Raw genomic sequence first — 21,910 nt, 5'->3', positions numbered from 1 at the left:
GCTCCCGTTCACTGCCGCTGTTCTTCCGCACACGTCCCGTCCGTCCCCGGGGCCCCGGCCGGCCGGGGCCGTCGCCGTCTCCGTCGGCCTCATCCCTTCACCAGTCCCTTGCGCGCGTCCGCCGCGTCCCCGCCGAGGGCGAGGTAGACGTCCTCCAGGCTGGGGGTCGCCAGGGTGAAGTCGTCCAGGGCCGCGAAGGCCGCGCCGCCGGTCACCGCGGCGACGGCGGCCCGTGCCTCGTCCGGTTTCAGGCGCAGCACCCAGCGGCGCCCGGACTCCTGGTTGGCCGAGGCGCGCAGGGCGGCGACCTCGGGGACGTCCAGCGGGGCGCGCTCGCGCCACATCAGCTCGACCCTGACCTCGCCTGCCACCTGCTCCTTGAGGCCCTGCGGGGTGTCGCAGGCGATGACCTTGCCGCGTTCGACGACGGCGACCCGGTCGAGGACCGTCTCGGCCTCGATGACGTTGTGGGTGACCAGCAGCACGGTCGCGCCGTGCTCGGCCCGGCGCCGGTCCACGGCGGCCCAGACGGAGCGGCGGGCGACGGGGTCCATGCCGGTGGTCGGCTCGTCCAGAATCAGCACCGGGCGCTGTCCGACGAGAGCGGCGGCGAAGCAGGCGAGCCTGCGCTGACCGCCGGAGAGCTTCTTCAGGGGCCGCCCGGCCAGTTCGGTGAGGCCGAGCTCCTCCAGGACGGCGTCGCGCTCGGCGCGGGCGTCGCGGACCGCGAGGCCGCGCAGCCGCCCGGTGGTCTCGGCGGCGAGGGCGACGGTGAGCTCGTCGAGGGCGGTGGACTCCTGGCCGAGGTAACCGATGAGCCGGGAGGCGCGTTCGGGGTGGCGCACGAGGTCGTGGCCGAGCACCTCGACACTGCCGGAGTCGGGGCGCATCAGCCCGGTGAGCTGGCGCACCAGGGTGGACTTGCCGGCGCCGTTGGGGCCGAGCAGCCCGAAGATCTCGCCGCCGCGCACCTCCAGGGTGATGCCGTCGGTGGCCCGTACCTCGGGCACGGCGGGCGTGCCGCGGCGCCCCCGGACGGCCGGGTAGGTCTTCACCAGATCACGCACCGCGCACACGGTCCCGGTGGCCCTCTGCGCCTGTGCTGTGCCCGTACTCACGAGGTACGAGAGTACGGGGTCGGATGGTCCGGATTGCGCCGGGGGCCCGGTCCCGGGCGACGCGCGGAGCCCGGCGGGCGCCCGAGGAGGCCTGCGGACGCCCGCCGGGTCAGTCCGGGGCGGGGACGTGGTCCGCGGCGGCCGTGATGTCGATCTCGCGCCAGAATCCGGCCCGGATGGCGTAGCGGTCGTGCTCGTCGATCTGGTCGTCCTTGTGCGCGAGGAGCCCGAAGCGTGCCGCGTACCGCAGGAGCTCGCCGTCGATCCGGTGCGGGATGCGCGGGTACATGGTGGAGAGCTTCTGGAGGTGGACGGTCTCCGGGAGCCGCTCCATCCAGCGGCGGGCGAAGACCTGGCCGACCTCGAAGGGGTCACCGCCCACGGTGGTGATGTCCTCCTCGCGGTCGGCCCAGCGCTGTTCGGCGGTGGTGACCTGGGCGAGGGTGGGCAGCGAGGCGGTCTCCGGAGGTTCGCCGAGGGAGCCGCGGTCGGCCCACCCCCGGTCCGAGGACCAGCGCAGTGTGGCGCTCGGCACCGGGACGGGCTGGGCCTGAGCCGGGGCCGCCGGGGCGCCGGCGGACGCCCGGAGGGCGGCCAGGTCCTTCGGCGTGGGGACGCCCTTGTGGTTGTGGGCGGGCGCGGGTCCGGGCGGGCCGGTCTCCGGGCGGGGCGCCGGAGGGGCGCCGGCGCGGGCTGCCGCCTGGGCCTCGGAGGCGCGTTCGGCGGAGGCCGCGAGGGCCGCCTCGGGCAGGGGCGCGGAGAGGATCGCGGCGATCTCGGGGCGCGGGGCGGGCTGCGGGGCGCAGATCCCGCCGGTCTCCTTGGCGCGGACGGCCTTGGTGATCCAGGCGCGGTCGAGCACGCGGCGCTCGTCGGCCTCGGCCACCAGGTCCTCGGACTGGTTGTAGTCGCCGTCGGCGGCCTGGACGGCCCAGAGGTGGACGGCGACGCCGTGTTCCTTGGCGGACATCAGACCGGGCAGCAGGTCGCCGTCGCCGGTCACCAGGACCACGTCGGAACAGGCGCGGTTGCGGGCCAGTTCGGTCAGTTCGGCGTGCATGGCCGCGTCGACGCCCTTCTGCGCCCAGCGCCCGTCGCTCCGGGTGAGCGCGCCGAGCCGGACGGTGACCCGCGGCATGACGCGCAGCCGGCGGTGCTCGGGCTGCGGTACGCGGTCGGGGGCGCCGTCGAACCAGTAGATGCGCAGCAGGGGTTGCTCGGTGTCGGCCTCGGCGCGTTCGCGCAGGCCCTGGATCAGGGCGGTGTGGTCGACGGTGATGCGCGAACGGGCTGGTTCGCCCGCCAGCAGACTCGCGGCTGCGCCCAGCAGGTAGCCGGCGTCCACCAGGACGACGCAACGGTCCACGCGTTCCACCCTCTTCCGGAATTCGGCGAGCGGCCGTTCAGGGTTTCCGTCGAGTCTGCCCGACCGCGCGGAAGTAGACGGCCGGAACTCGATCTTCGGCGTGGCGGATGCGGTGGGAGTTGCCCGCCGGGGGGCCCACCGTGATGTCCACTACGGAAGGTAATGATCCAACATGCGTGCTCTGTGGGGCTATGTGAGTCTGACATCGGTCCTGGCAACCAGGATTCCCCACAGGAGGCAATCACCATGGCCAAGAACAAGAACCGCAAGCAGGGCAGCCCCCAGGACCGCGCGTCCGCGGCGGAGCGCGGCGCCGAGCAGGCGAAGTCGACGTCCTTCGAGGACCGGAGCGCGTCGCAGTCGCAGGCCCAGGGCAGCCCCTCGGACGTGGCCCGCAAGCACCAGCGGCGTTTCGGCCACAACTGACGGCCGTGACACCGCAGTAAGGGGCGCCCCCGCCGTCGTCGACGGGGGCGCCCCTTCACTTGTCGTACGGGCGTACCGGCCGGTTGCCGTACAGGCGTACCGGCCGGTTGCCATCAGCGCGCGGGCCCGGTGCCGTACGCGCGCACCGGCCCGGACACCTTCCGCGACCGCCCGGTTACGTTATGTACGCGACCGCGGCCGGCCCCGTCAGCCGGCCAGGCAGGACGGGCCGAGCAGCACCTTGAGGTCACCGAAGAGCGCCGGGTCGGGCTTCACCCGGTGCCGGTCGAGCCGCAGAACGGTGGTCTTGCGCGGGCCCTGGAGCTTGATGCGGACTTCGGTGTCGCCCCGGTGGCTGGAAAGCACTTCACCGAGGCGGCTGACCATCGGGGGCGTGATCTTCACGGTGGGGATGGTGAGGATGACCGGCGCGTTGGTCCCCGCGTTGGAGATGTCGGGGACCTGCATCTCCATGGCGACGAGCCGGGGCACGTCCTCGCGCTTGTCGAGCCGTCCCTTGACGAAGACGACGGTGTCCTCCACCAGCTGCGTGGAGACCAGTTGGTAGGTGGCCGGGAAGAACATGCACTCGATGGCGCCCGCGAGGTCCTCGACGGTGGCGATGGCCCAGGCGTTGCCCTGCTTGGTCATCTTCCGCTGGAGGCCGGAGATGATGCCGCCGACGGTGACGACGGCACCGTCGCTGTGCTCTCCGCCGGTGAGTTGGGAGATCGCGGCGTCCGCCTTGTCGGAGAGCACGTGCTCAAGGCCGAAGAGCGGGTGGTCGGAGACGTACAGGCCGAGCATCTCGCGTTCCTGGGCGAGCAGGTAGGACTTCTCCCACTCGATGTCGGAGAACTCGACGTCCAGGCCGAAGCCCGGCTCGTCGCTCTCCTCCTCGCCCATGCCACCGAAGAGGTCGAACTGCCCCTCGGCCTCCTTGCGCTTGACCTGGACCACGTTGTCGATCATCGGTTCGTGGTGGGCGACGAGTCCCTTGCGGGTGTGCCCCATCTCGTCGAAGGCGCCGGCCTTGATGAGCGATTCCACGGTGCGCTTGTTGCAGACGACCGCTTCGACCTTGTCGAGGAAGTCGGGGAAGGTGCTGTACTTCCCCTTCGCCTTGCGGCACCGGATGATCGAGTCCACGACGTTCGTACCGACGTTGCGCACCGCGGTGAGGCCGAAGAGGATCACGTCGTCACCCTGGGCGGCGAAGTTGGCCTCGGACTCGTTGACGTTCGGCGGGAGCACCTTGATGCCCATGCGCCGGCACTCGTTGAGGTAGATCGCCGACTTGTCCTTGTCGTCCTTGACCGAGGTCAGCAGGGCGGCCATGTACTCGGCGGGGTAGTTCGCCTTGAGGTAGGCGGTCCAGTAGGTGACGAGCCCGTACGCGGAGGAGTGCGCCTTGTTGAACGCGTATCCGGCGAACGGCACCAGGACGTCCCAGAGCGCCTTGATCGCGGCGTCGGAGAAGCCGTTCTTCTTGGCACCGGCCTCGAAGAGGACGAAGTTCTTCGCCAGCTCGTCGGCCTTCTTCTTGCCCATCACGCGGCGCAGGATGTCGGCTTCGCCGAGGGAGTAGCCGGCGACGATCTGGGCCGCCTTCTGCACCTGCTCCTGGTAGACGATCAGGCCGTAGGTGAGGCCGAGGACCTCCTTGAGGGGCTCCTCCAGCTCCGGGTGGATCGGGGTGATCTCCTGGCGGGCGTTCTTGCGCTCGGCGTAGTTCGTGTGCGAGTTCATGCCCATCGGGCCCGGGCGGTAGAGGGCCGAGACGGCGGAGATGTCCTCGAAGTTGTCGGGCTGCATCTGGCGCAGCAGCGAACGCATCGGTCCGCCGTCGAACTGGAAGACGCCGAGCGTGTCACCCCGGCAGAGGAGTTCGTACGTCTTGGGGTCGTTCAGCGGCAGGGAGAGCATCTCCAGCTCGACGCCCTTGTTCGCCTTCACCATCTTGACGGCGTCGTCCATGATGGTGAGGTTTCGCAGGCCCAGGAAGTCCATCTTGAGCAGGCCCAGCGACTCGCACTGGGGGTAGTCCCACTGCGTGATGGTGACGCCGTCGGTGTGCCGGACCCAGACCGGGGCGTGGTCCACGATCGGTTCGCTGGACATGATCACGCCGGCGGCGTGCACGCCCATCTGCCGGACCAGTCCTTCGACGCCCTTGGCGGTGTCGATGACCTTCTTGACGTCCGGCTCGTTCTCGTACATCCCCCGGATCTCGCCGGCCTCGCTGTAGCGCGGGTGCTTGGGGTCGGTGATGCCGTTGAGGTCGATGCCCTTGCCGAGGACGTCGGCGGGCATGGCCTTGGTGAGGCGGTCGCCCATGGCGTACGGGTAGCCGAGGACGCGGGCGGAGTCCTTGATGGCGTTCTTCGCCTTGATCTTGCCGTAGGTGCCGATCATGGCGACCTTGTCGGCGCCGTACTTCTCGGTGACGTAGCGGATCACCTCGACGCGCCGGCGTTCGTCGAAGTCGATGTCGACGTCGGGCATGGAGACGCGCTCGGGGTTGAGGAACCGCTCGAAGATCAGTCCGTGCTCGATCGGGTCGAGGTCGGTGATGCCCATGGCGTACGAGACGATCGAGCCGGCCGCGGAGCCCCGGCCGGGGCCGACCGCGATGCCGTTGTTCTTGGCCCACATGATGAAGTCGGCGACGACGAGGAAGTACCCCGGGAACCCCATCTGGATGATGATGTCCATCTCGTACTCGACCTGCTTCTGCCGGTCGTCCGGGATGCCGTTCGGGAAACGGCGGTTCATGCCGACCCGGACCTCCTCCCGGAACCAGGTGACCTCCGTGTAGCCCTCCGGGATGTCGAACTTCGGCATCAGGTCGCGCTTCTCGAACATCCCCGCGGTGTCGATCTGCTGCGCGACCAGCAGGGTGTTGGCGCACCCCTGCTGCCAGGCGTCGGAGGAGTCGACGGCGTACATCTCGTCCGTCGTCTTGAGGTAGTAGCCGGTGCCGTCGAAGCGGAAGCGGTCGGGGTCGGAGAGGTTCTTGCCGGTCTGGATGCAGAGCAGGGCGTCGTGGGCGGTCGCCTCGTGCGCGTAGGTGTAGTGCGAGTCGTTGGTGACCAGCGGCGGGATGTTCAGCTTCTTGCCGATTTCGAGCAGCCCGTCGCGGACCCGGCGCTCGATCTCGATGCCGTGGTCCATCAGCTCCAGGAAGTACTTGCCCTCGCCGAAGATGTCCTTGTAGTCGGAGGCCGCCTGGACGGCCTCGTCGAACTGGCCGAGCCGCAGCCGGGTCTGCACCTCGCCGGAGGGGCACCCGGTGGAGGCGATCAGGCCCTCGGACCACTGGGCGATGGTCTCCTTGTCCATGCGGGGCCACTTCTGCAGCCAGCCCTCGGCGTACGCGTCCGAGGAGAGCTTGAAGAGGTTGTGCAGCCCGGTGCTGTTCGCCGCCCAGATCGTCTTGTGGGTGTAACCACCGGAACCGGAGACGTCGTCGCGCTTCTGGTGCGGCTGTCCCCACTGGATCTTCCGCTTGTGCTTGCGCGACTCCGGGGCGACGTACGCCTCGATGCCGATGATCGGCGTCACACCGGCCTTCTTCGCCGTGTGGAAGAAGTCGTAGGCCCCGTGGAGGTTGCCGTGGTCCGTCATGGCGACGTGCGACATCCCCATGGTGTTGGCCGCCTCGAACATGTCCTTGAGCCGCGCGGCACCGTCGAGCAGGGAGTACTGGGTGTGGACGTGCAGGTGCGTGAAGGGCGGCTTGGTCACGGCGCTGTGCCTCCGGGGATGACAGATGTGGCACGCCGCACTCGGCCCGGGATGACGGGCGGGCGACGGACAACCGACGGCTGGGGGGTGTCGAGGGGACAGCGTGGAAGTCTACGTCTCCGCGCTGACGAACGTCGGGCACTTGGGAGTACGGTCGCGCGTTGGAGGGGCGGAGACGCCTGTCCCATTTGTCATGAACGCCATGTTCGACGGCGCTCGACGCAGGTCGAGGCCCTGTACCAGGAGGCACCCAGCGATGTCGGAACAGCTGAGCGGCGCGGAAGACCGCGGGGAGCGCATTCTCGCCGTCTTCGAGACGGCCTTCGGTGAGCTGCTGGCGGCCGACCCGGCCGCCTTCCAGGTCAAGTTCCGGAAGATGGCGGGCTCGGCCTTCGCCTTCTACCGGGGCACCGCCTGCCTGTTCTACGACGACCTGGCCCGGGAGCGGCACGGCGGCCCGTTCCTGGACGAGCGCACCGGCCGCGTCTGGATCCACGGGGACCTCCACGCGGAGAACTTCGGCACCTACATGGACGCCAACGGCCGCCTGGTCTTCAACGTCAACGACTTCGACGAGGCGTACGTCGGCCCGTTCACCTGGGACCTCAAGCGCTTCGCCGCCTCCGTCGCCCTGATCGGGTACGCCAAGGCCCTCAGCGACGACCAGATCACCGAGCTGGTCCGGGTCTACGCCGCCGCGTACCGTGAGCGTATCCACGCCCTCGCGACCGGCGCGAAGAACGACGAGGTGCCGCCCTTCACCCTGGACACCGCCGACGGCCCGCTGCTCGGCGCGCTCCGCACGGCCCGGTCGCTCACCCGCTTCTCGCTGCTGGACTCGATGACGGAGATCCGCGACTTCGAGCGCCGGTTCGCCGCGGGCGGCGGCGCCATCGACCTGGACGCGGCGACCCGCTACAAGGTCCTCGCGGCGTTCGACGGCTATCTGGAGACCCTCCCCGAGTCGAGCCTGACCCGCCCGGACTCGTACCGGGTGAAGGACGTGGTGGGCCGCCGGGGCATCGGCATCGGCTCGGCCGGGCTGCCCTCGTACAACATCCTGCTGGAGGGGAACAGCGACGCCCTGGAGAACGACGTCGTGATCTACCTCAAGCAGGCGCAGACCCCGGCCGTCTCCCGGTACATCACGGACTCCGCGGTGCGCGACTACTTCCAGCACGAGGGCCACCGCACGGTGATCTCGCAGCGGGCGCTCCAGGCCCACGCCGACCCGTGGCTGGGCTGGACCGAGCTGGACGGCGCCGGACAGCTGGTCGCCGAGGTCTCGCCGTACGCCGTGGACCTGGACTGGTCCGACATCGACGAGCCGGACGAGATCGCGGCGGTCGTCGCCGACCTCGGCCGGGCGACGGCCACCATGCACGCGGCGGCCGACGACGAGAGCGGCCACTCGCTGGTGCCGTTCTCCACCGAGCGGGCGATCGACGCCGCCATCGCGGCCGACGAGGACGGCTTCGGCGACCTGCTCGTCGACTTCGCCCACAGTTACGGCGCCCGGGCCCGCCGGGACCACCGGATCTTCGTGGACCTCTTCCGCAACGGCCGCATCCCGGGCCTCTGACCGGGCCCGCGACGGGACCGTGAGAGCCCTTCTCCCGGACCTTTAGGGGTCGCTTACAGGGACGCGTGCGAGACTCTCCGGCGATGGACATATCGAGGACGCATCTTCGGACCGCGCGCGCGGCGCTCTTCACCGCGCTCGTCGTCACGCTGTCCTCGGCGTCCCATGTCCTGCTCTCCCGAGAAGCCCTGCCGGTGACCGCGCTGGCGCTGGTGGCGGGCCTGGTGTTCGCCGCCGCCTACGCGCTGGCGGGACGGGAGCGCGGCTTCGGGGCGATAGCGGGGCTGCTGGTCCCGCTGGAGCTCGCCGCGGACACCGTCTTCACCACTGGGCAGCAGCTCTGCTACGGCGCGGCGGGCGGCCCGGTGGCCGGTCCGCTGCGCTCCCTCGGGTTCGACGTGCTCTGCGGCGGCCACGGGGTGGGTGCCCCGCTGGCGCGGGTGGCCGGAGTGGGCCGCCCCGCCGCCGCGTCCGTCCTGGAGCTGCCGCTCTCCCCGGGGCCGACGGTCCCCTGGCTGCTGCTCGCCGCGCACGTGACGGTGGGGCTGCTCGCCGCGGCCTGGCTGCGGCGCGGCGAGTCCGCCCTCGCCGCCCTGCTGCGGGCAGCGGCCGCCTTCGCGTTCCGGCCGCTGCTGGTCGCGGCGGCGGTGGCCGGCGCTTCCCGGCGGCCGGTGCGCGACACCGTACGCCCGGTGGGCCGGCGCCCGCCGGTCGCCGCCCGTCCGCTCTTCACGCACTCCGTGGGCCGGAGAGGACCGCCGCTGCCGGCCTGATCCCGGTACGGCACTCCTCCCCCTTCCTCACGTCTCGTACGTGCATTCCACGGAGAACGATCATGAGCAACCGCAACAACCAGGCGAACAAGGCAGCGGCCCGCGAGCGGCTGCGCGCGGAGCGCGAGCGCCAGGCGAAGAAGGACAAGGCCCGCAAGCAGGTCATCGTCGGCGTCTCGATCGTCGCGGTGCTGGCGATAGCCGGCGGTGTCGCCTACGGCGTCAACGAGCTGAACAAGCCGGACGCCTGGGAGGCGGCGGGCGACGCGAAGGTCACCGCCCCGAAGAACACCACCGGCACCAACGGCACGACCGTCGTGATCGGTGAGTCCTCCGCGAAGAAGACGCTGGAGATGTACGAGGACTCCCGCTGCCCGATCTGTGCCCAGTTCGAGCAGACCGTCGGCTCGACGGTCACCAAGGACGTCGCGGACGGCAAGTACAAGATCAAGTACGTCGGCGCCACCTTCATCGACAACAGCGACAACGGCGAGGGCTCCAAGAACGCCCTCAGCGCCCTCGGCGCGGCCCTCAACGTCAGCCCCGAGGCGTTCCTCCAGTACAAGACGGCGTTGTACTCGGCGAAGTACCACCCCGACGAGACCGAGGACAAGTTCGCCAAGGACAGCTACCTCATCGAGGTCGCGGACTCGGTGGACGCGCTCAAGGGCAACAAGGCGTTCCAGAAGGACGTCAACGACGGCACCTACGACGCCTGGGCCATGAAGATGTCCAAGACCTTCGACTCCAGCGGGGTCACCGGCACGCCGACCCTGAAGATGAACGGCAAGAACGTGACCGCCGAAGGCAGCGACAGCGCGCCCATGACGGTCGCCGACTACACCACGGCGATCGACGCGGCGCTCAAGGGCTGACGCACCGGCTCGCGGCTCCCCCGCCCGGGCGGGGCGGACACCTCCGGGTGCCCGCCCGGGCGGGTTTTGGCCACCACTGGCGCGGCGGCCATGTGTCCCGGAGGTCACGGCCGGGGCGCCGCTTTGCGGACACACCGCCCGCGGCGACGACGGCCGGGTTACCAAGACGCTTCGAGGACGTACGCGAAGAGGGCGACGGCCGCCCGGGAAACCCGCCCGTCCCATGGGGAACAGGCCGGAAGAACACTCCCCAGACATGACATGCACACGTAATCTTCCGGCGGAGCGGGTGGGGAAATCCCTCGCCCGCGCGTCCTCGAGGAGTCCCTGTGCGCGCTCTCTTCCCGACCTCCCCCCACGTGCGTCGCCGCCTGCTCGCCACCGCCGCCCTGGCCGGAACCCTGGCCCTGACCCCGGTGTCCGCCTCCCCGGTCAACGCCTCCGCCACTCCGGGGGCCACCGCCTGCGCCGACGACACGGCGTCCGCCCTCGCACGCCAGGCCCGCCCCGGGGCGGGCGCCACGGCGCACGAGCCCAACGCCGTCAGCACCGCCGCGGCGGAGACGATGGACGCGGACCTGCGCACCAGACTCGCGCAGCGCCGCTCGGCCGGGGTCGCCCCACTGGCGGCCGGGGCCTCGATACCGGTGTACTTCCACGTCATCCACTCGGGCACCACCGGGAAACTGTCGGCGAGCGCCATCAGCTCCCAGATGAGCGTGCTCAACAGCGCGTACGCCGGAGCCGGTACGGGCAACACCGCCACCGGCTTCAGCTTCACCCTGGCGGGAACGGACTACACCGACAACGCCACCTGGTACAACGTGGGCTCCGGTTCCAGCGCCGAGAAGGCGATGAAGAGCGCCCTGCGCAAGGGCGGGGCCAACGCCCTCAACATCTACACCGCCAACCTCGGCGGCGGCCTCCTCGGCTGGGCGACCTTCCCGAGCTCCTACACGTCCAGCCCGAGCATGGACGGTGTGGTGATCCTCGACACCTCGCTGCCGGGCGGCGCCGCCACCCACTACGACGAGGGCGACACCGCCACCCACGAGGTCGGCCACTGGATGGGGCTCTACCACACCTTCCAGGGCGGCTGCAACGGAAACGGGGACTACGTCGCCGACACCCCGGCCGAGAAGACCGAGGCGTACGAGTGCCCGACCGGGCGGGACACCTGCACCAACAAGACCGGGGTCGACCCGATCCACAACTTCATGGACTACACGTACGACTCCTGCATGTACCAGTTCACCCCCGGCCAGGTGCAGCGCATGAGCGACAGCTGGACCGCCTACCGCGGCTAGGGTCTTCCGTCCGGATCCCGCGAGCCCGGCACGGTCTCGACGAAAAGCCCTGGTTCACCGGTCCGCCCGCCCCCGGGCCCCGGGCCGCGTCCGTGGCCCGGGGGCGCGGCGCGTCAGAGGGTCGCCAGGAAGCCCAGCGCGACCTTCCACGCCAGCTCGGTCGCTTTCTCGTCGTAGTCGGGCAGCCCGTCGTCGGTGAAGAGGTGTCCGGCGCCGGGGTAGCGGTAGATCTCCACGTCCGCCCCGGCCCGCCGCATCTCCAGGTACCAGCTGTTCAGCCAGTCGTGCGTCTCGGAGGCGTCCGGGTCGGCGACGTGCAGCTGGACCGGGAGCTCGTCGGTGCTCGCGTTCTCGGCGAGGTCCGAGGTGCCGTGGAAGAGCAGCAGCCCGCGCGCCTTCTCGTCGCCGAGGGCGAGCGTCTGCGCGACGGCCGCGCCCAGTGAGAAGCCCGCGTAGACCAGGCCCTGCTCCGAGTAGGGCGCGGCGGCCAGGACCGCCCGCCTGAGCAGCTCGTCCTTGCCCAGCTCCTCCCGGTACGCCTGCGCCTCCGCCTGCGTTTCAAAGGTGTGCCCCTCGAACAGATCGGGCACGCGCACCTCATGGCCGGCTGCTCGGAGCCGGTCGGCAGCGGCGTGCACCGCGGGCCGGAGCCCGTAGGTCGAGTGGAAAAGCATGATGTTCATGCCGCCCATGGTGCCAGCTGCCACCCCGACCCCGGAGGACACGAGGATGGAGAACGTGCTGCGCCCGCTGCTGATCGTCGGCGGTTCGGTGGCGATCACGCTGCTGGCCGGATACCTGGTGGACTTCGCTCTGCGGCGGGCCGACGTCCGGCACCCGGACACGCCGCTGTGGGGGCTGCTGCGCCGCTGCCGGCCACCCCTCCAGGTGGTGATCTGCGCGGCCCTGCTGCGCGGCACCTTCGCCCACTTGCGCCTGGAGCTGGTGCGCGACCACCGGGAGGCGATCGGCCAGGTGCTGAGCCTGGTGCTGATCGGCGCCTCGGCCTGGCTGGTGGTCCGGGTGGCGGCCACCGTCGTGGAGTCCAGTTACGCCCGGTACGCCACCTCCACCCGCGATCCCGCCCGGGTCCGCCGCGTGCGCACCCAGGTGACGCTGATCCAGCGGGTGGTCATCGCCGTGGTGACCACGGTGGCGGTCGCCGCGATGCTGCTCACCTTCCCGGCGATGCAGACCGTCGGCACCTCGATGCTGGCCTCGGCCGGTGTGCTCGGCATCGTCGCCGGTGTCGCCGCCCAGTCCACCCTCGGCAACGTCTTCGCCGGGTTCCAGATCGCCTTCGGCGACATGGTGCGCCTCGGCGACACCGTGGTGGTGGACGGCGAGTGGGGCACCGTGGAGGAGATCACCCTGACCTTCCTCGCCGTACGCACCTGGGACGAGCGCCGGATCACCATGCCGGTGTCGTACTTCACGAGCCGCCCGTTCGAGAACTGGTCGCGCGGCGGGGTCCAGATGACCGGCACCGTCTACTTCCACCTGGACCACGCGGCGCCGATGGCCGCGATGCGGGAGAAGGTGCGCGACATCCTCGGCGAGTGCGGCGCCTGGGACGGCCGGACCTGGTCCCTGGCGGTGACCGACACCACCCCGACCACGATCCAGGTACGGGCCGTGGTGACGGCGAAGGACGCCGACGACATCTGGACGGTCCGGTGCGCGGTGCGCGAGCAGCTGATCGCCTGGCTCCGGGACCACCATCCGTACGCCCTGCCCCGCGTCGCCACGGCCCCCGCCACGCTCGTGGCGGCCGACCAGTGGCCGGAGCTGACCTCCCGTACGGCCGCGTCCGTCCGCCGCAACGGCAAGGAGCCGGCCCCGCACACCGGGCGCGGATGACAGGCCGCGGATGACCGGGCGCGGATGGCCTCACCCGCGCCCGGCCCATCCGCCGGGCACGCTCAGCGCAGGCTGCGCACGTCCAGGAACCGCAGCACCCGGTCGACCACCTCCGGGTTGGAACCGGCCTCGCTGCGGGCCGACAGGACCTCGTGGCGGGCGGCCGACAGCAGCTCCCGCTGGATGCGGGTGACCTCCTTGAACCGCTTCGCCCGCTGGGCGTACGCGTCGCGCCGCTCGTCGTCCACCATGTCGGGGCTGATCCGCGCCCCGATGTCGTAGGCGGCGCGCTGGAGCCGCTCCAGCACGTCCTCGGGGAACTCCTCCACCTGCTGGATCTCCTTCAGCCGCGCCTTGGCCGCCTTCGCGGCACGGATCGCGAGGCGCCTCTCCAGCTCCCGCTCGGCGTCGGTGTCGGCCCGGACGCCGAGCCGGCGCACCAGCCAGGGCAGGGTGAGCCCCTGGAAGACGAGGGTCGCCATGATGACCGCGAAGGCGATGAAGACGATCTCGTCGCGGCCCGGGAACGGCTCGCCGTCGTCGGTCTTCAACGGTACGGCGAGGGCCAGCGCCACGGAGGCCACCCCGCGCATCCCCGCCCACCACATGACGACCGTCTCCCGCCAGCTGGTAGGGATCTCCTCGCTCACGTCGCGCAGGGTGTGCAGCTTCTTGGCGAGCCAGGTCGCGGGCAGCAGCCAGAGCAGCCGCACGCCGATGACCACGAGGACGATCGCGAGCCCCCAGCCCGCCATCCGCCACTCCCGCCCGTCGCCCGTGCCGAAGACGCTGCTGAGTTCCAGCCCGATGAGCCCGAAGGCGATCCCGGTGACCAGGGTGTCGACGATGTTCCAGAAGGTGCGCCCGGTGAGCCGGCCGAGCACGTCGTCGGCGTCCGCGGTGTGCTCGGCGAGGAAGAGCGCGACGGTGAGGACGGCGAGGACGCCGGAGCCCCTCAGCTCCTCGGACAGGACGTAGGCGATGAACGGGACGAGCAGGGTGAGGCCGACCTGGAGCGTGGCGTCCCCGAGGAGCCCCATCAGCTTGAGGGTGAGCCAGCCCAGCGCGAGCCCGACCGCCACCGCCACCACGGCCGACAGGACCAGCAGCCCGAAGGCCTCCGGAAGCGAGAAGGTGCCGGACACCGCCGCCGCGATGGCCACGTGGTAGAGCACGATCGCGGTCACGTCGTTGAACAGGCCCTCGCCCTCCAGGATGGAGATCAGCCTCCGGGGCAGCCCGAGCGAGCCGGCGACGGCCGTCGCGGCCACCGGGTCGGGCGGCGCGACGAGCGCGCCGAGCGCCACGGCGGCGGCGAGGGGCAGTCCGGGCACGACGGCGTCGGCGACGGCCGCGACCGCCGCCGTCGTCACGAAGACGAGGGCGACCGCGAGCAGGAAGATCGGCCGTCTGTTGGCCGCGAACTGCCGCCAGGAGGTGCGCTGCACGGAGGCGTAGAGCAGCGGCGGCAGCAGCGCGGGGAGGATGATCTCCGGCGGGATGTCGACGTTGGGCACGAAGGGGAGGAAGGCCAGCCCCACCCCGATGAGCGTCATCAGCACCGGGGCCGGCAGCCCCAGCCGCTCGCCCACCGGCACCGTGATCACGGCTCCCAGCAGGAGCAGCAGGAGCAGTGCCATCTGGTCCACGTGGAGCGCCTTCCGCAGGATGCAGGAGCTCCCGCCCGGCACCTGGCCGGGCGGGAGCTCCACCCTGTCACGCCGGGTCGGCGAGGTGCGGTGACACCCCTGCGGGGCACCGGGCGAACGGGGGCTACCGCTCCGCGAGCGTGCGGCGCATGGCGCGGTGCGCTATCCCGGCGTCCAGGAACTCGGGGCCGTACACCTGGTAGCCGAGGCGCTCGTAGAACCCGAGGGCGTGGGTCTGGGCGTGCAGGTCGACGGCGGCCAGGCCGAGCGCCCGTGCCTCGTCCTCGACGGCACGGACCAGTGCGGCCCCGACGCCGAGGCCGCGGGCCTGCCTGGCGACGGCGAGCCGGCCCAGCGAGCCGACGGTGAGGTCGCCGCCGGTCTTCCCGGCCGCCGCCTCGCCGTGCAGCAGCCGGCCGGTGCCGAGCGCCGTGCCGTCCTCGGTGACCGCTATGACGTGCACCGTGGTGGCTTCGGGCCGGTCGTACGCGTCGTACTCCAGGTCTTCGGGCACCCCCTGCTCGCCGACGAAGACCTCCTTGCGGACCTGGAAGCAGGCCGCGCGGTCCGCCTCGTCGCGCGTCCGCCGGGCGGTGTACGGGGTGGTGCCGGTGGTCATTCGCTCTCCGCGGCGATCGTGTCGAGGGCCTTCTGCAGGTCGGCCGGGTAGGAGCTGGCGAACTCGACCCAGCTGCCGTCCGAGGGGTGTTCGAAGCCGAGCCGGACGGCGTGCAGCCACTGCCGGGTCAGGCCGAGGCGCTTGGCCATGGTGGGGTCCGCGCCGTAGGTGAGGTCGCCGACGCAGGGGTGGCGGTGGGCGGACATGTGCACGCGGATCTGGTGCGTACGGCCCGTCTCCAGCTTGATGTCGAGCAGGCTCGCGGCACGGTACGCCTCGATGAGGTCGTAGTGCGTCACGGAGGGCTTGCCCTCCTGGATCACGGCCCACTTGTAGTCGTGGTTCGGGTGGCGGCCGATGGGGGCGTCGATGGTGCCGCTCATCGGGTCCGGGTGGCCCTGCACCAGCGCGTGGTACTTCTTCTCCACGACGCGGTCGCGGAACTGCGCCTTCAGCAGGGTGTACGCGCGCTCCGACTTGGCCACCACCATCAGCCCGGAGGTGCCCACGTCGAGCCGGTGCACGATGCCCTGGCGCTCGGCCGCCCCCGAGGTGGAGATGCGGTACCCGGCCGCGGCGAGGCCGCCGATGACGGTGGTGCCGGTCCAGCCGGGGCTGGGGTGGGCGGCGACGCCGACCGGCTTCACGATGACGACGATGTCGTCGTCGTCGTGCACGATCTCCATGCCCTCGACGGGCTCGGCGACGATCTGGACCGGGGGAGCCGCCTGCGGCATCTCGACCTCCATCCAGGCACCGCCCTGGACCCGGTCGGACTTCCCGGCCACCGAACCGTCCACCTGCACCTTTCCGGCGGCGGCCAGCTCGGCGGCCTTGGTGCGGGAGAACCCGAACATCCGGGAGATGGCGGCGTCGACGCGCTCGCCCTCCAGGCCGTCGGGCACGGGCAGGGTTCGGATCTCGGGGTGCGTACTCACCTGGTCGAGTATGCCTTGCGGCCACCGGTGCTGTGACCGGCGATCTTCCCCGGCCGTCTCCCCGCTCCGGTGGACCGCGCCGGGGGGAGGGTTCAGTCCTTGTGGACGGTGCCGTCCGGGTCCAGCCCCCGGAAGGAGAGGATCACGATGAGGATGCCTCCGCAGACGATCGCGGAGTCGGCCAGGTTGAAGACCGCGAAGTGCGCCGGTGAGATGAAGTCCACCACCGCGCCCTTGAAGACGCCAGGCGCGCGGAAGAGGCGGTCGGTGAGGTTGCCGAGCGCCCCTCCGAGCAGCAGGCCGAGGGCGATCGCCCAGGGCAGGCTGCGGAGCTTGCGGGCGAGCCGGATGATGACGACGATCACAGCCGCGGCGATGACGGTGAAGACCACCGTGAACGCCTCTCCCATGGAGAAGGCGGCGCCGGGGTTGCGGACCGCCTCCAGCTTCAGCCAGTCGCCGAAGATCTCGACGGGGTCGTGGTGCTCCAGCTTCGCGACGACGAGCGTCTTGCTGATCAGGTCGAGGAGGTACGCCACGACGGCCACGGTGAAGAGCGCGACGAGCCGTCGCCTGCCCTTGCCCGTGACGGCGGTGGCGCCGCCCTCCGGCGCCCCGGTGTCCTCGGCCGCCGCGGTGCCTTCGGCGGGCGCGGTGCCCTCGGCGGGCGTGAGGGGTCCGGTCTCCCCGGCCCCTCCGGCGTCGGGGATGTCCGGCGTTTCGATGGTGCGCTCCGCCTCTGCCACGTGAATCCTCAACCTGGTCGTGTCCGGTACCGCACGCCCGGCCGCCCGGCGGGGGCGGCCAGACACGGCCTTGGTGCCGATTGAGGACGAGGGTACGACACGGAGCGCCCCGGAGGGTCAGCCGCGTCTCTCCTGCTTCTGCTTGTCCTCCACGCAGAGGGTGGCGCGGGGGAACGCCTGCATGCGGGCCTTGCCGATGGGCTTGCCGCAGACCTCGCAGAGGCCGTAGGTCCCGGCGTCCATGCGGGCCAGTGCGCGCTCGGTCTGCTCCAGCGTCTCCTGGGCGTGGGCGGCGAGCGACAGCTCGTGCTCGCGGGTGATGTTCTTCGTACCGGTGTCGGCCTCGTCGTCGCCGGCCCCGTCGCCGGAGTCGCGCATCAGTCCCGCGAGGGCCGCACCGGAGGCCTCCAGCTCGGTTCGGAGCCGGGTGGCCTCGCCGGTGAGTTCGGCCCGCGCCTCGGCGACCTCCTCCGGCGTCCAGGGGTCCTCCCCCGGCCGGACGGCCAGTTCCCCGGGTGCGGTCGCCACGCGTGCCGGGGGCACCGCGGTCGCGCTCGGTCCGCCGGACGCCGCCCTGGCCGCGGTCTTCTTGGCTGCCACCGTCTGCTCTCCTGTCTGCCGGGCGGCGTCGGCCGCCTCCGTGGCCGCTGGTACGGCCTTCCTCGCCGTGCTCGTGCGGGCCGCGCTCTTCTTCGCGGGGGTCTTCCCGGCCGCGGTCTTCTTCGCGACGGCCTTCTTGGCGGCGGCCTTCTTCGCCGGCTTCTTCCCGGCCGCAGCCTTTCCGGCCGCAGCCTTTCCGGCCGCCGCCTTCGCCGCCGCAGCCTTCTCGGCGGCCGCCTTCGCCTCCGTCGCGCCGTGGCCGCTCCCGGCTTCCGCGCCGCTCCCCTCGCCCGTCCAGTCGTCCGCCGCGTCCTCGGAAGTCGCTGACGCGGTCGTCCGTTCGACGGTCTTCTTCGCCACCATGGGCGCGGCCCCTTCACCTAGGGTGATCCTGCTCGCGGATCGTGCTGGGACGATAAATCGACCCATGACCCGCGGCAACGGGGCACGCCGCCCTGCCACCCCTCCCCGCACCCGCCGACGGCCCGCCTGCATCCGTTGTGCCCAGCTCCCCGCCGGGTATTCCGCCGCGCGGCCAAGCCGCGCCCTCCGCGGGCGCCCGACACGCCATTCGGGTCAGCGCCGGGCCGGTCCGCGTCCCGGGGGTGCGGACGCAAAACCGGTCGGACTCCTCGCCCCCGGCCCCGTACACTGGGCGCAGCGAGAGGCATGGATGGGACGAGTAGCGTCGTACGCAGCCGAGAGCGACCCGGGGTCGGTGGAAGCCCGGGGGCGAGCGCGTCGTGAAGATCACCCCGGAGCCGTCGGAAGAACGCCGCAGGCAGGCAAGTAGACCCGGCATCGCACCCCAATGAGGGGGCCACGGGCATGCGCCCGGGCCAAGGAGGGTGGTACCGCGGGAGCCCAGTGCTCTCGTCCCTCCGACGGAAGTGGGAAGACGTCCGCCGGAGGAAACCCGAACATGACATCGCCGCAGTACCGCCCGGTCCCCGCTCAGGTCGACCTGCCCGCGCTGGAGCACTCCGTGCTCGATTTCTGGCGCGAGGGCAAGGTCTTCGCCAAGAGCCTCGAACAGTCCGAGGGCCGCCCCGAGTGGGTCTTCTACGAGGGCCCGCCGACCGCCAACGGCATGCCCGGCGCCCACCACATCGAAGCCCGCGTCTTCAAGGACGTCTTTCCGCGCTTCCGCACGATGCAGGGCTACCACGTCGGCCGGAAGGCCGGCTGGGACTGCCACGGCCTGCCGGTCGAGCTCGCGGTCGAGAAGGAGCTGGGCTTCAGCGGCAAGAAGGACATCGAGGCGTACGGCATCGCCGAGTTCAACGCCAAGTGCCGTGAGTCCGTGACCCGCCACACCGACGCCTTCTCCGACCTGACGACCCGCATGGGGTACTGGGTCGACATGGACGACGCGTACCGGACCATGGACCCGGAGTACGTCGACTCCGTCTGGTGGTCGCTGAAGAAGATCTTCGACAAGGACCTGCTGGTCCAGTCGCACCGCGTCGCCCCGTGGTGCCCGCGCTGCGGCACCGGCCTCTCCGACCACGAGCTGGCGCAGGGGTACGAGACGGTCGTCGACCCGTCGGTCTTCGTCCGCTTCCCGCTGACCTCCGGCCCGCTGGCCGGCCAGGCGGCGCTGCTGGTCTGGACGACCACCCCGTGGACGCTGGTCTCCAACACCGCCGTCGCCGCCCACCCCGAGGTCGAGTACGTCGTGGCGACGAACGGCGAGGAGCGTCTCGTCGTGGCGCGTCCGCTGGTCGGGAAGGCGCTCGGCGAGGGCTGGGAGCTCACCGGCCAGTCCTTCACCGGCCGGGAGATGGAGCGCTGGACCTACGAGCGCCCCTTCGACCTGATCGAGTTCCCGGCCGAGGCGCACTTCGTCGTCAACGCCGAGTACGTCACCACCGAGGACGGTACGGGTCTGGTCCACCAGTCCCCCGCGTTCGGCGCCGACGACCTCCTGGTCTGCAAGGCGTACGGTCTGCCGGTGGTCAACCCGGTGCGCCCGGACGGCACGTTCGAGGAGGACCTGCCGCTGGTCGGCGGGGTCTTCTTCAAGAAGGCCGACGAGACCCTCACCGAGGACCTGGCCGCCCGCGGCAAGCTCTTCCGCCACGTCCCGTACGAGCACAGCTACCCGCACTGCTGGCGCTGCCACACCGCGCTGCTCTACTACGCGCAGCCGTCCTGGTACATCCGCACCACCGCCGTCAAGGACCGTCTCCTCGCCGAGAACGAGAAGACCAACTGGTTCCCGGACTCGGTGAAGAACGGCCGCTTCGGCGACTGGCTGCACAACAACGTCGACTGGGCGCTCTCCCGCAACCGCTACTGGGGCACCCCGCTGCCGATCTGGCGCTGCGAGGACGGCCACCTGACCTGCGTCGGTTCGCGCGCCGAGCTGTCCGAGCTGACCGGCAGCGACCAGTCGGGCCTCGACCCGCACCGGCCGTTCGTCGACGCGATCACGTTCACCTGCACCGAGGCGAACTGCCGGCTGGAGGCGTACCGCGTCCCCGAGGTCATCGACGCCTGGTACGACTCGGGTTCGATGCCGTTCGCGCAGTGGGGCTACCCGTACAAGAACAAGGAAGTCTTCGAGAGCCGCTACCCGGCGCAGTTCATCTCGGAGGCCATCGACCAGACGCGTGGCTGGTTCTACACGCTGATGGCGGTCGGCACCCTCGTCTTCGACCAGTCCTCCTACGAGAACGTCGTCTGCCTCGGCCACATCCTCGCCGAGGACGGCCGGAAGATGTCCAAGCACCTGGGCAACACCCTCGACCCGATCCCGTTGATGGACCAGCACGGCGCCGACGCGGTGCGCTGGTTCATGGCCGCGGGCGGTTCGCCCTGGGCGGCCCGGCGCGTCGGCCACGGCACGATCCAGGAGGTCGTCCGCAAGACCCTCCTGACGTACTGGAACACGGTCGCCTTCCAGGCGCTGTACGCCCGTACGTCAGGGTGGGCCCCCTCTGCGGCCGACCCGGCACCGGCGGACCGCACGGTCCTGGACCGCTGGCTGCTGAGTGAACTCAACGCCCTGGTGGGCCAGGTGACCACCGCGCTGGACGGCTTCGACACCCAGCGGGCGGGCAAGCTGCTCTCCTCGTTCGTCGACGACCTGTCCAACTGGTACGTCCGCCGCTCGCGCCGCCGCTTCTGGCAGGGCGACAAGGCCGCGCTGCGCACACTGCACGAGGTCGTCGAGACGGTGACCCGTCTGATGGCCCCGCTGACCCCGTTCATCACCGAGCGGGTCTGGCAGGACCTGGTGGTCCCGGTGACACCGGACGCCCCCGAGTCGGTGCACCTCTCCTCGTGGCCGGTGGCCGACGCCTCGGCGGTCGACCCCGAGCTCTCCACCCGGATGGCGCTGGTGCGTCGGCTGGTGGAGCTCGGCCGGGCCACCCGCGCCGAGTCGGGCGTGAAGACCCGTCAGCCGCTCTCCCGCGCGCTGGTCGCGGCGGCCGGCTTCGAGACGCTCTCCGCCGAACTGCACGAGCAGATCACCGAGGAGCTGAACGTCTCCTCGCTGGCCTCCCTCTCCGAGGTGGGCGGCTCGCTGGTGGACACCACGGCGAAGGCCAACTTCCGTGCACTGGGCAAGCGTTTCGGCAAGGGCGTGCAGGCGGTCGCCAAGGCCGTCGCGAACGCCGACGCCGCCGCGCTGTCGCAGGCGCTGCGCGAGGGCACCGCGTCGGTCGAGGTGGACGGCGAGACGGTGTCACTGACGCCGGACGAGGTCATCATCACGGAGACCCCGCGCGAGGGCTGGTCGGTGGCGTCCGACTCGGGCGCCACGGTCGCCCTGGACCTGGAGATCACCCCGGAGCTGCGCCGCGCGGGCCTCGCCCGTGACGCGATCCGGCTGATCCAGGAGGCCCGCAAGAACAGCGGCCTGGACGTGGCGGACAGGATCGCGGTGCGCTGGAACTCCGACGCGGCCGCCACGGTGGAGGCGCTCACCGAGCACGCCCCGCTGATCGCGGACGAGGTGCTCGCCCTGGACTACGCCCGGGGCGACGCGGACGACTCGTACGGCACCCCGTTCGAGGACGAGGGCCTGGGGCTGAGCTTCCGCCTCCGCAAGCACTGATTGGCACGACCCCTCCGAAGGCCCGGCGGATCTCCCCGCCGGGCCTTCGGCGTTCCCCCGGGAACTCCGGTAACTCCTGTCCCACTACAGGGTGATTCGCACGTATCCGAGTTGATTTACACGACTCCGGGCGCATTGCAGCCGTTTCCGGAACACCGGCCGGAAACCGCCCCGCCACCGGTACGCGAAAAAGGGCCGGGCCCCGGGGAGATCCCCGGGGCCCGGCCCTCAGCCTGCC

General features: G+C 71.2%; 16 protein-coding genes. 7 read left to right on the top strand and 9 right to left on the bottom strand.

The genetic code is table 11. The features are described 5' to 3' along the window. Positions 1-89: 89 nt before the first annotated feature. Together ACWCSV_RS02605 and ACWCSV_RS02600 are read right to left on the bottom strand one after the other, a co-directional pair. Positions 90-1,076, bottom strand: a complete 987-nt coding sequence (locus tag ACWCSV_RS02605; RefSeq protein ID WP_451138238.1) for an ABC transporter ATP-binding protein — start codon at positions 1,074-1,076, stop codon at positions 90-92. A gap of 151 nt (positions 1,077-1,227) precedes the next feature. Then, positions 1,228-2,493: an NYN domain-containing protein gene (locus ACWCSV_RS02600; RefSeq protein ID WP_451138018.1), complete on the bottom strand. Its 1,266-nt coding sequence runs from the start codon at positions 2,491-2,493 to the stop codon at positions 1,228-1,230. 237 nt (positions 2,494-2,730) lie between these two features. Between ACWCSV_RS02600 and ACWCSV_RS02595 the strand changes: the two genes are divergently transcribed. Further along, positions 2,731-2,910 carry a hypothetical protein gene (locus ACWCSV_RS02595; RefSeq protein ID WP_390962695.1) on the top strand — a complete coding sequence of 60 codons (180 nt, stop codon included), beginning with the start codon at positions 2,731-2,733 and terminating at the stop codon, positions 2,908-2,910. A gap of 207 nt (positions 2,911-3,117) precedes the next feature. Here ACWCSV_RS02595 and dnaE read toward each other — a convergent pair whose 3' ends face one another. Next, positions 3,118-6,657 (bottom strand): DNA polymerase III subunit alpha, encoded by a 3,540-nt coding sequence (dnaE, locus tag ACWCSV_RS02590; protein WP_451138017.1) that lies wholly within the window; start codon positions 6,655-6,657, stop codon positions 3,118-3,120. Between the two features lie 256 nt (positions 6,658-6,913). On the opposite strand from dnaE, the gene ACWCSV_RS02585 reads away from it, so the two are divergent. The 4 genes from ACWCSV_RS02585 to ACWCSV_RS02570 all read left to right on the top strand — a co-directional run bounded on the left by ACWCSV_RS02585 (position 6,914) and on the right by ACWCSV_RS02570 (position 11,194). Beyond that, positions 6,914-8,239: a DUF2252 domain-containing protein gene (locus ACWCSV_RS02585; protein WP_451138016.1), complete on the top strand. Its 1,326-nt coding sequence runs from the start codon at positions 6,914-6,916 to the stop codon at positions 8,237-8,239. Between the two features lie 83 nt (positions 8,240-8,322). After that, positions 8,323-9,012, top strand: coding sequence for a hypothetical protein (locus tag ACWCSV_RS02580; RefSeq protein ID WP_451138015.1), 690 nt, complete (start codon positions 8,323-8,325; stop codon positions 9,010-9,012). Positions 9,013-9,074: 62 nt separating this feature from the next. Further along, positions 9,075-9,887: a thioredoxin domain-containing protein gene (locus ACWCSV_RS02575; RefSeq protein WP_451138014.1), complete on the top strand. Its 813-nt coding sequence runs from the start codon at positions 9,075-9,077 to the stop codon at positions 9,885-9,887. A 329-nt stretch (positions 9,888-10,216) separates the two neighbouring features. Then, on the top strand, positions 10,217-11,194 hold the full coding sequence (locus tag ACWCSV_RS02570; RefSeq protein ID WP_451138013.1) for a zinc metalloprotease: 978 nt from the start codon (positions 10,217-10,219) through the stop codon (positions 11,192-11,194). A 113-nt stretch (positions 11,195-11,307) separates the two neighbouring features. Here ACWCSV_RS02570 and ACWCSV_RS02565 read toward each other — a convergent pair whose 3' ends face one another. Continuing rightward, entirely contained in the window at positions 11,308-11,886 is a 579-nt protein-coding gene (locus ACWCSV_RS02565; protein WP_451138237.1) for a dienelactone hydrolase family protein, read from the bottom strand. A gap of 37 nt (positions 11,887-11,923) precedes the next feature. On the opposite strand from ACWCSV_RS02565, the gene ACWCSV_RS02560 reads away from it, so the two are divergent. Beyond that, positions 11,924-13,054: a mechanosensitive ion channel family protein gene (locus ACWCSV_RS02560; protein WP_451138012.1), complete on the top strand. Its 1,131-nt coding sequence runs from the start codon at positions 11,924-11,926 to the stop codon at positions 13,052-13,054. 62 nt (positions 13,055-13,116) lie between these two features. Here the strand turns inward: ACWCSV_RS02560 and ACWCSV_RS02555 are convergent, their stop codons facing one another. The 5 genes from ACWCSV_RS02555 to ACWCSV_RS02535 all read right to left on the bottom strand — a co-directional run bounded on the left by ACWCSV_RS02555 (position 13,117) and on the right by ACWCSV_RS02535 (position 17,969). After that, positions 13,117-14,703, bottom strand: a complete 1,587-nt coding sequence (locus ACWCSV_RS02555) for a Na+/H+ antiporter (RefSeq protein ID WP_451138011.1) — start codon at positions 14,701-14,703, stop codon at positions 13,117-13,119. Positions 14,704-14,827: 124 nt separating this feature from the next. After that, complete coding sequence (locus ACWCSV_RS02550) at positions 14,828-15,322, bottom strand: GNAT family N-acetyltransferase (RefSeq protein ID WP_451138010.1); 495 nt, start codon at positions 15,320-15,322, stop codon at positions 14,828-14,830. Then, entirely contained in the window at positions 15,319-16,260 is a 942-nt protein-coding gene (locus tag ACWCSV_RS02545; RefSeq protein ID WP_266703356.1) for an RluA family pseudouridine synthase, read from the bottom strand. Before ACWCSV_RS02545 ends, ACWCSV_RS02550 begins: the two co-directional genes overlap by 4 nt. Before the next feature lie 92 nt (positions 16,261-16,352). Then, on the bottom strand, positions 16,353-17,006 hold the full coding sequence (gene lspA / locus ACWCSV_RS02540) for a signal peptidase II (RefSeq protein WP_451138009.1): 654 nt from the start codon (positions 17,004-17,006) through the stop codon (positions 16,353-16,355). A 117-nt stretch (positions 17,007-17,123) separates the two neighbouring features. After that, positions 17,124-17,969, bottom strand: coding sequence for a TraR/DksA family transcriptional regulator (locus tag ACWCSV_RS02535; protein ID WP_451138008.1), 846 nt, complete (start codon positions 17,967-17,969; stop codon positions 17,124-17,126). Positions 17,970-18,528: 559 nt separating this feature from the next. Here ACWCSV_RS02535 and ileS point away from each other — a divergent pair. Then, the gene (gene ileS / locus ACWCSV_RS02530; RefSeq protein WP_451138007.1) at positions 18,529-21,672 is read left to right on the top strand and encodes an isoleucine--tRNA ligase; all 3,144 of its coding nucleotides are present in this window, start codon (positions 18,529-18,531) and stop codon (positions 21,670-21,672) included. Positions 21,673-21,910 lie beyond the last annotated feature (238 nt).

It is taken from the genome of Streptomyces sp. NPDC001770, from assembly GCF_053596135.1.
Note: the sequence above shows the minus strand (reverse complement) of the source record. Positions and strands in the feature narration are given on the sequence as shown.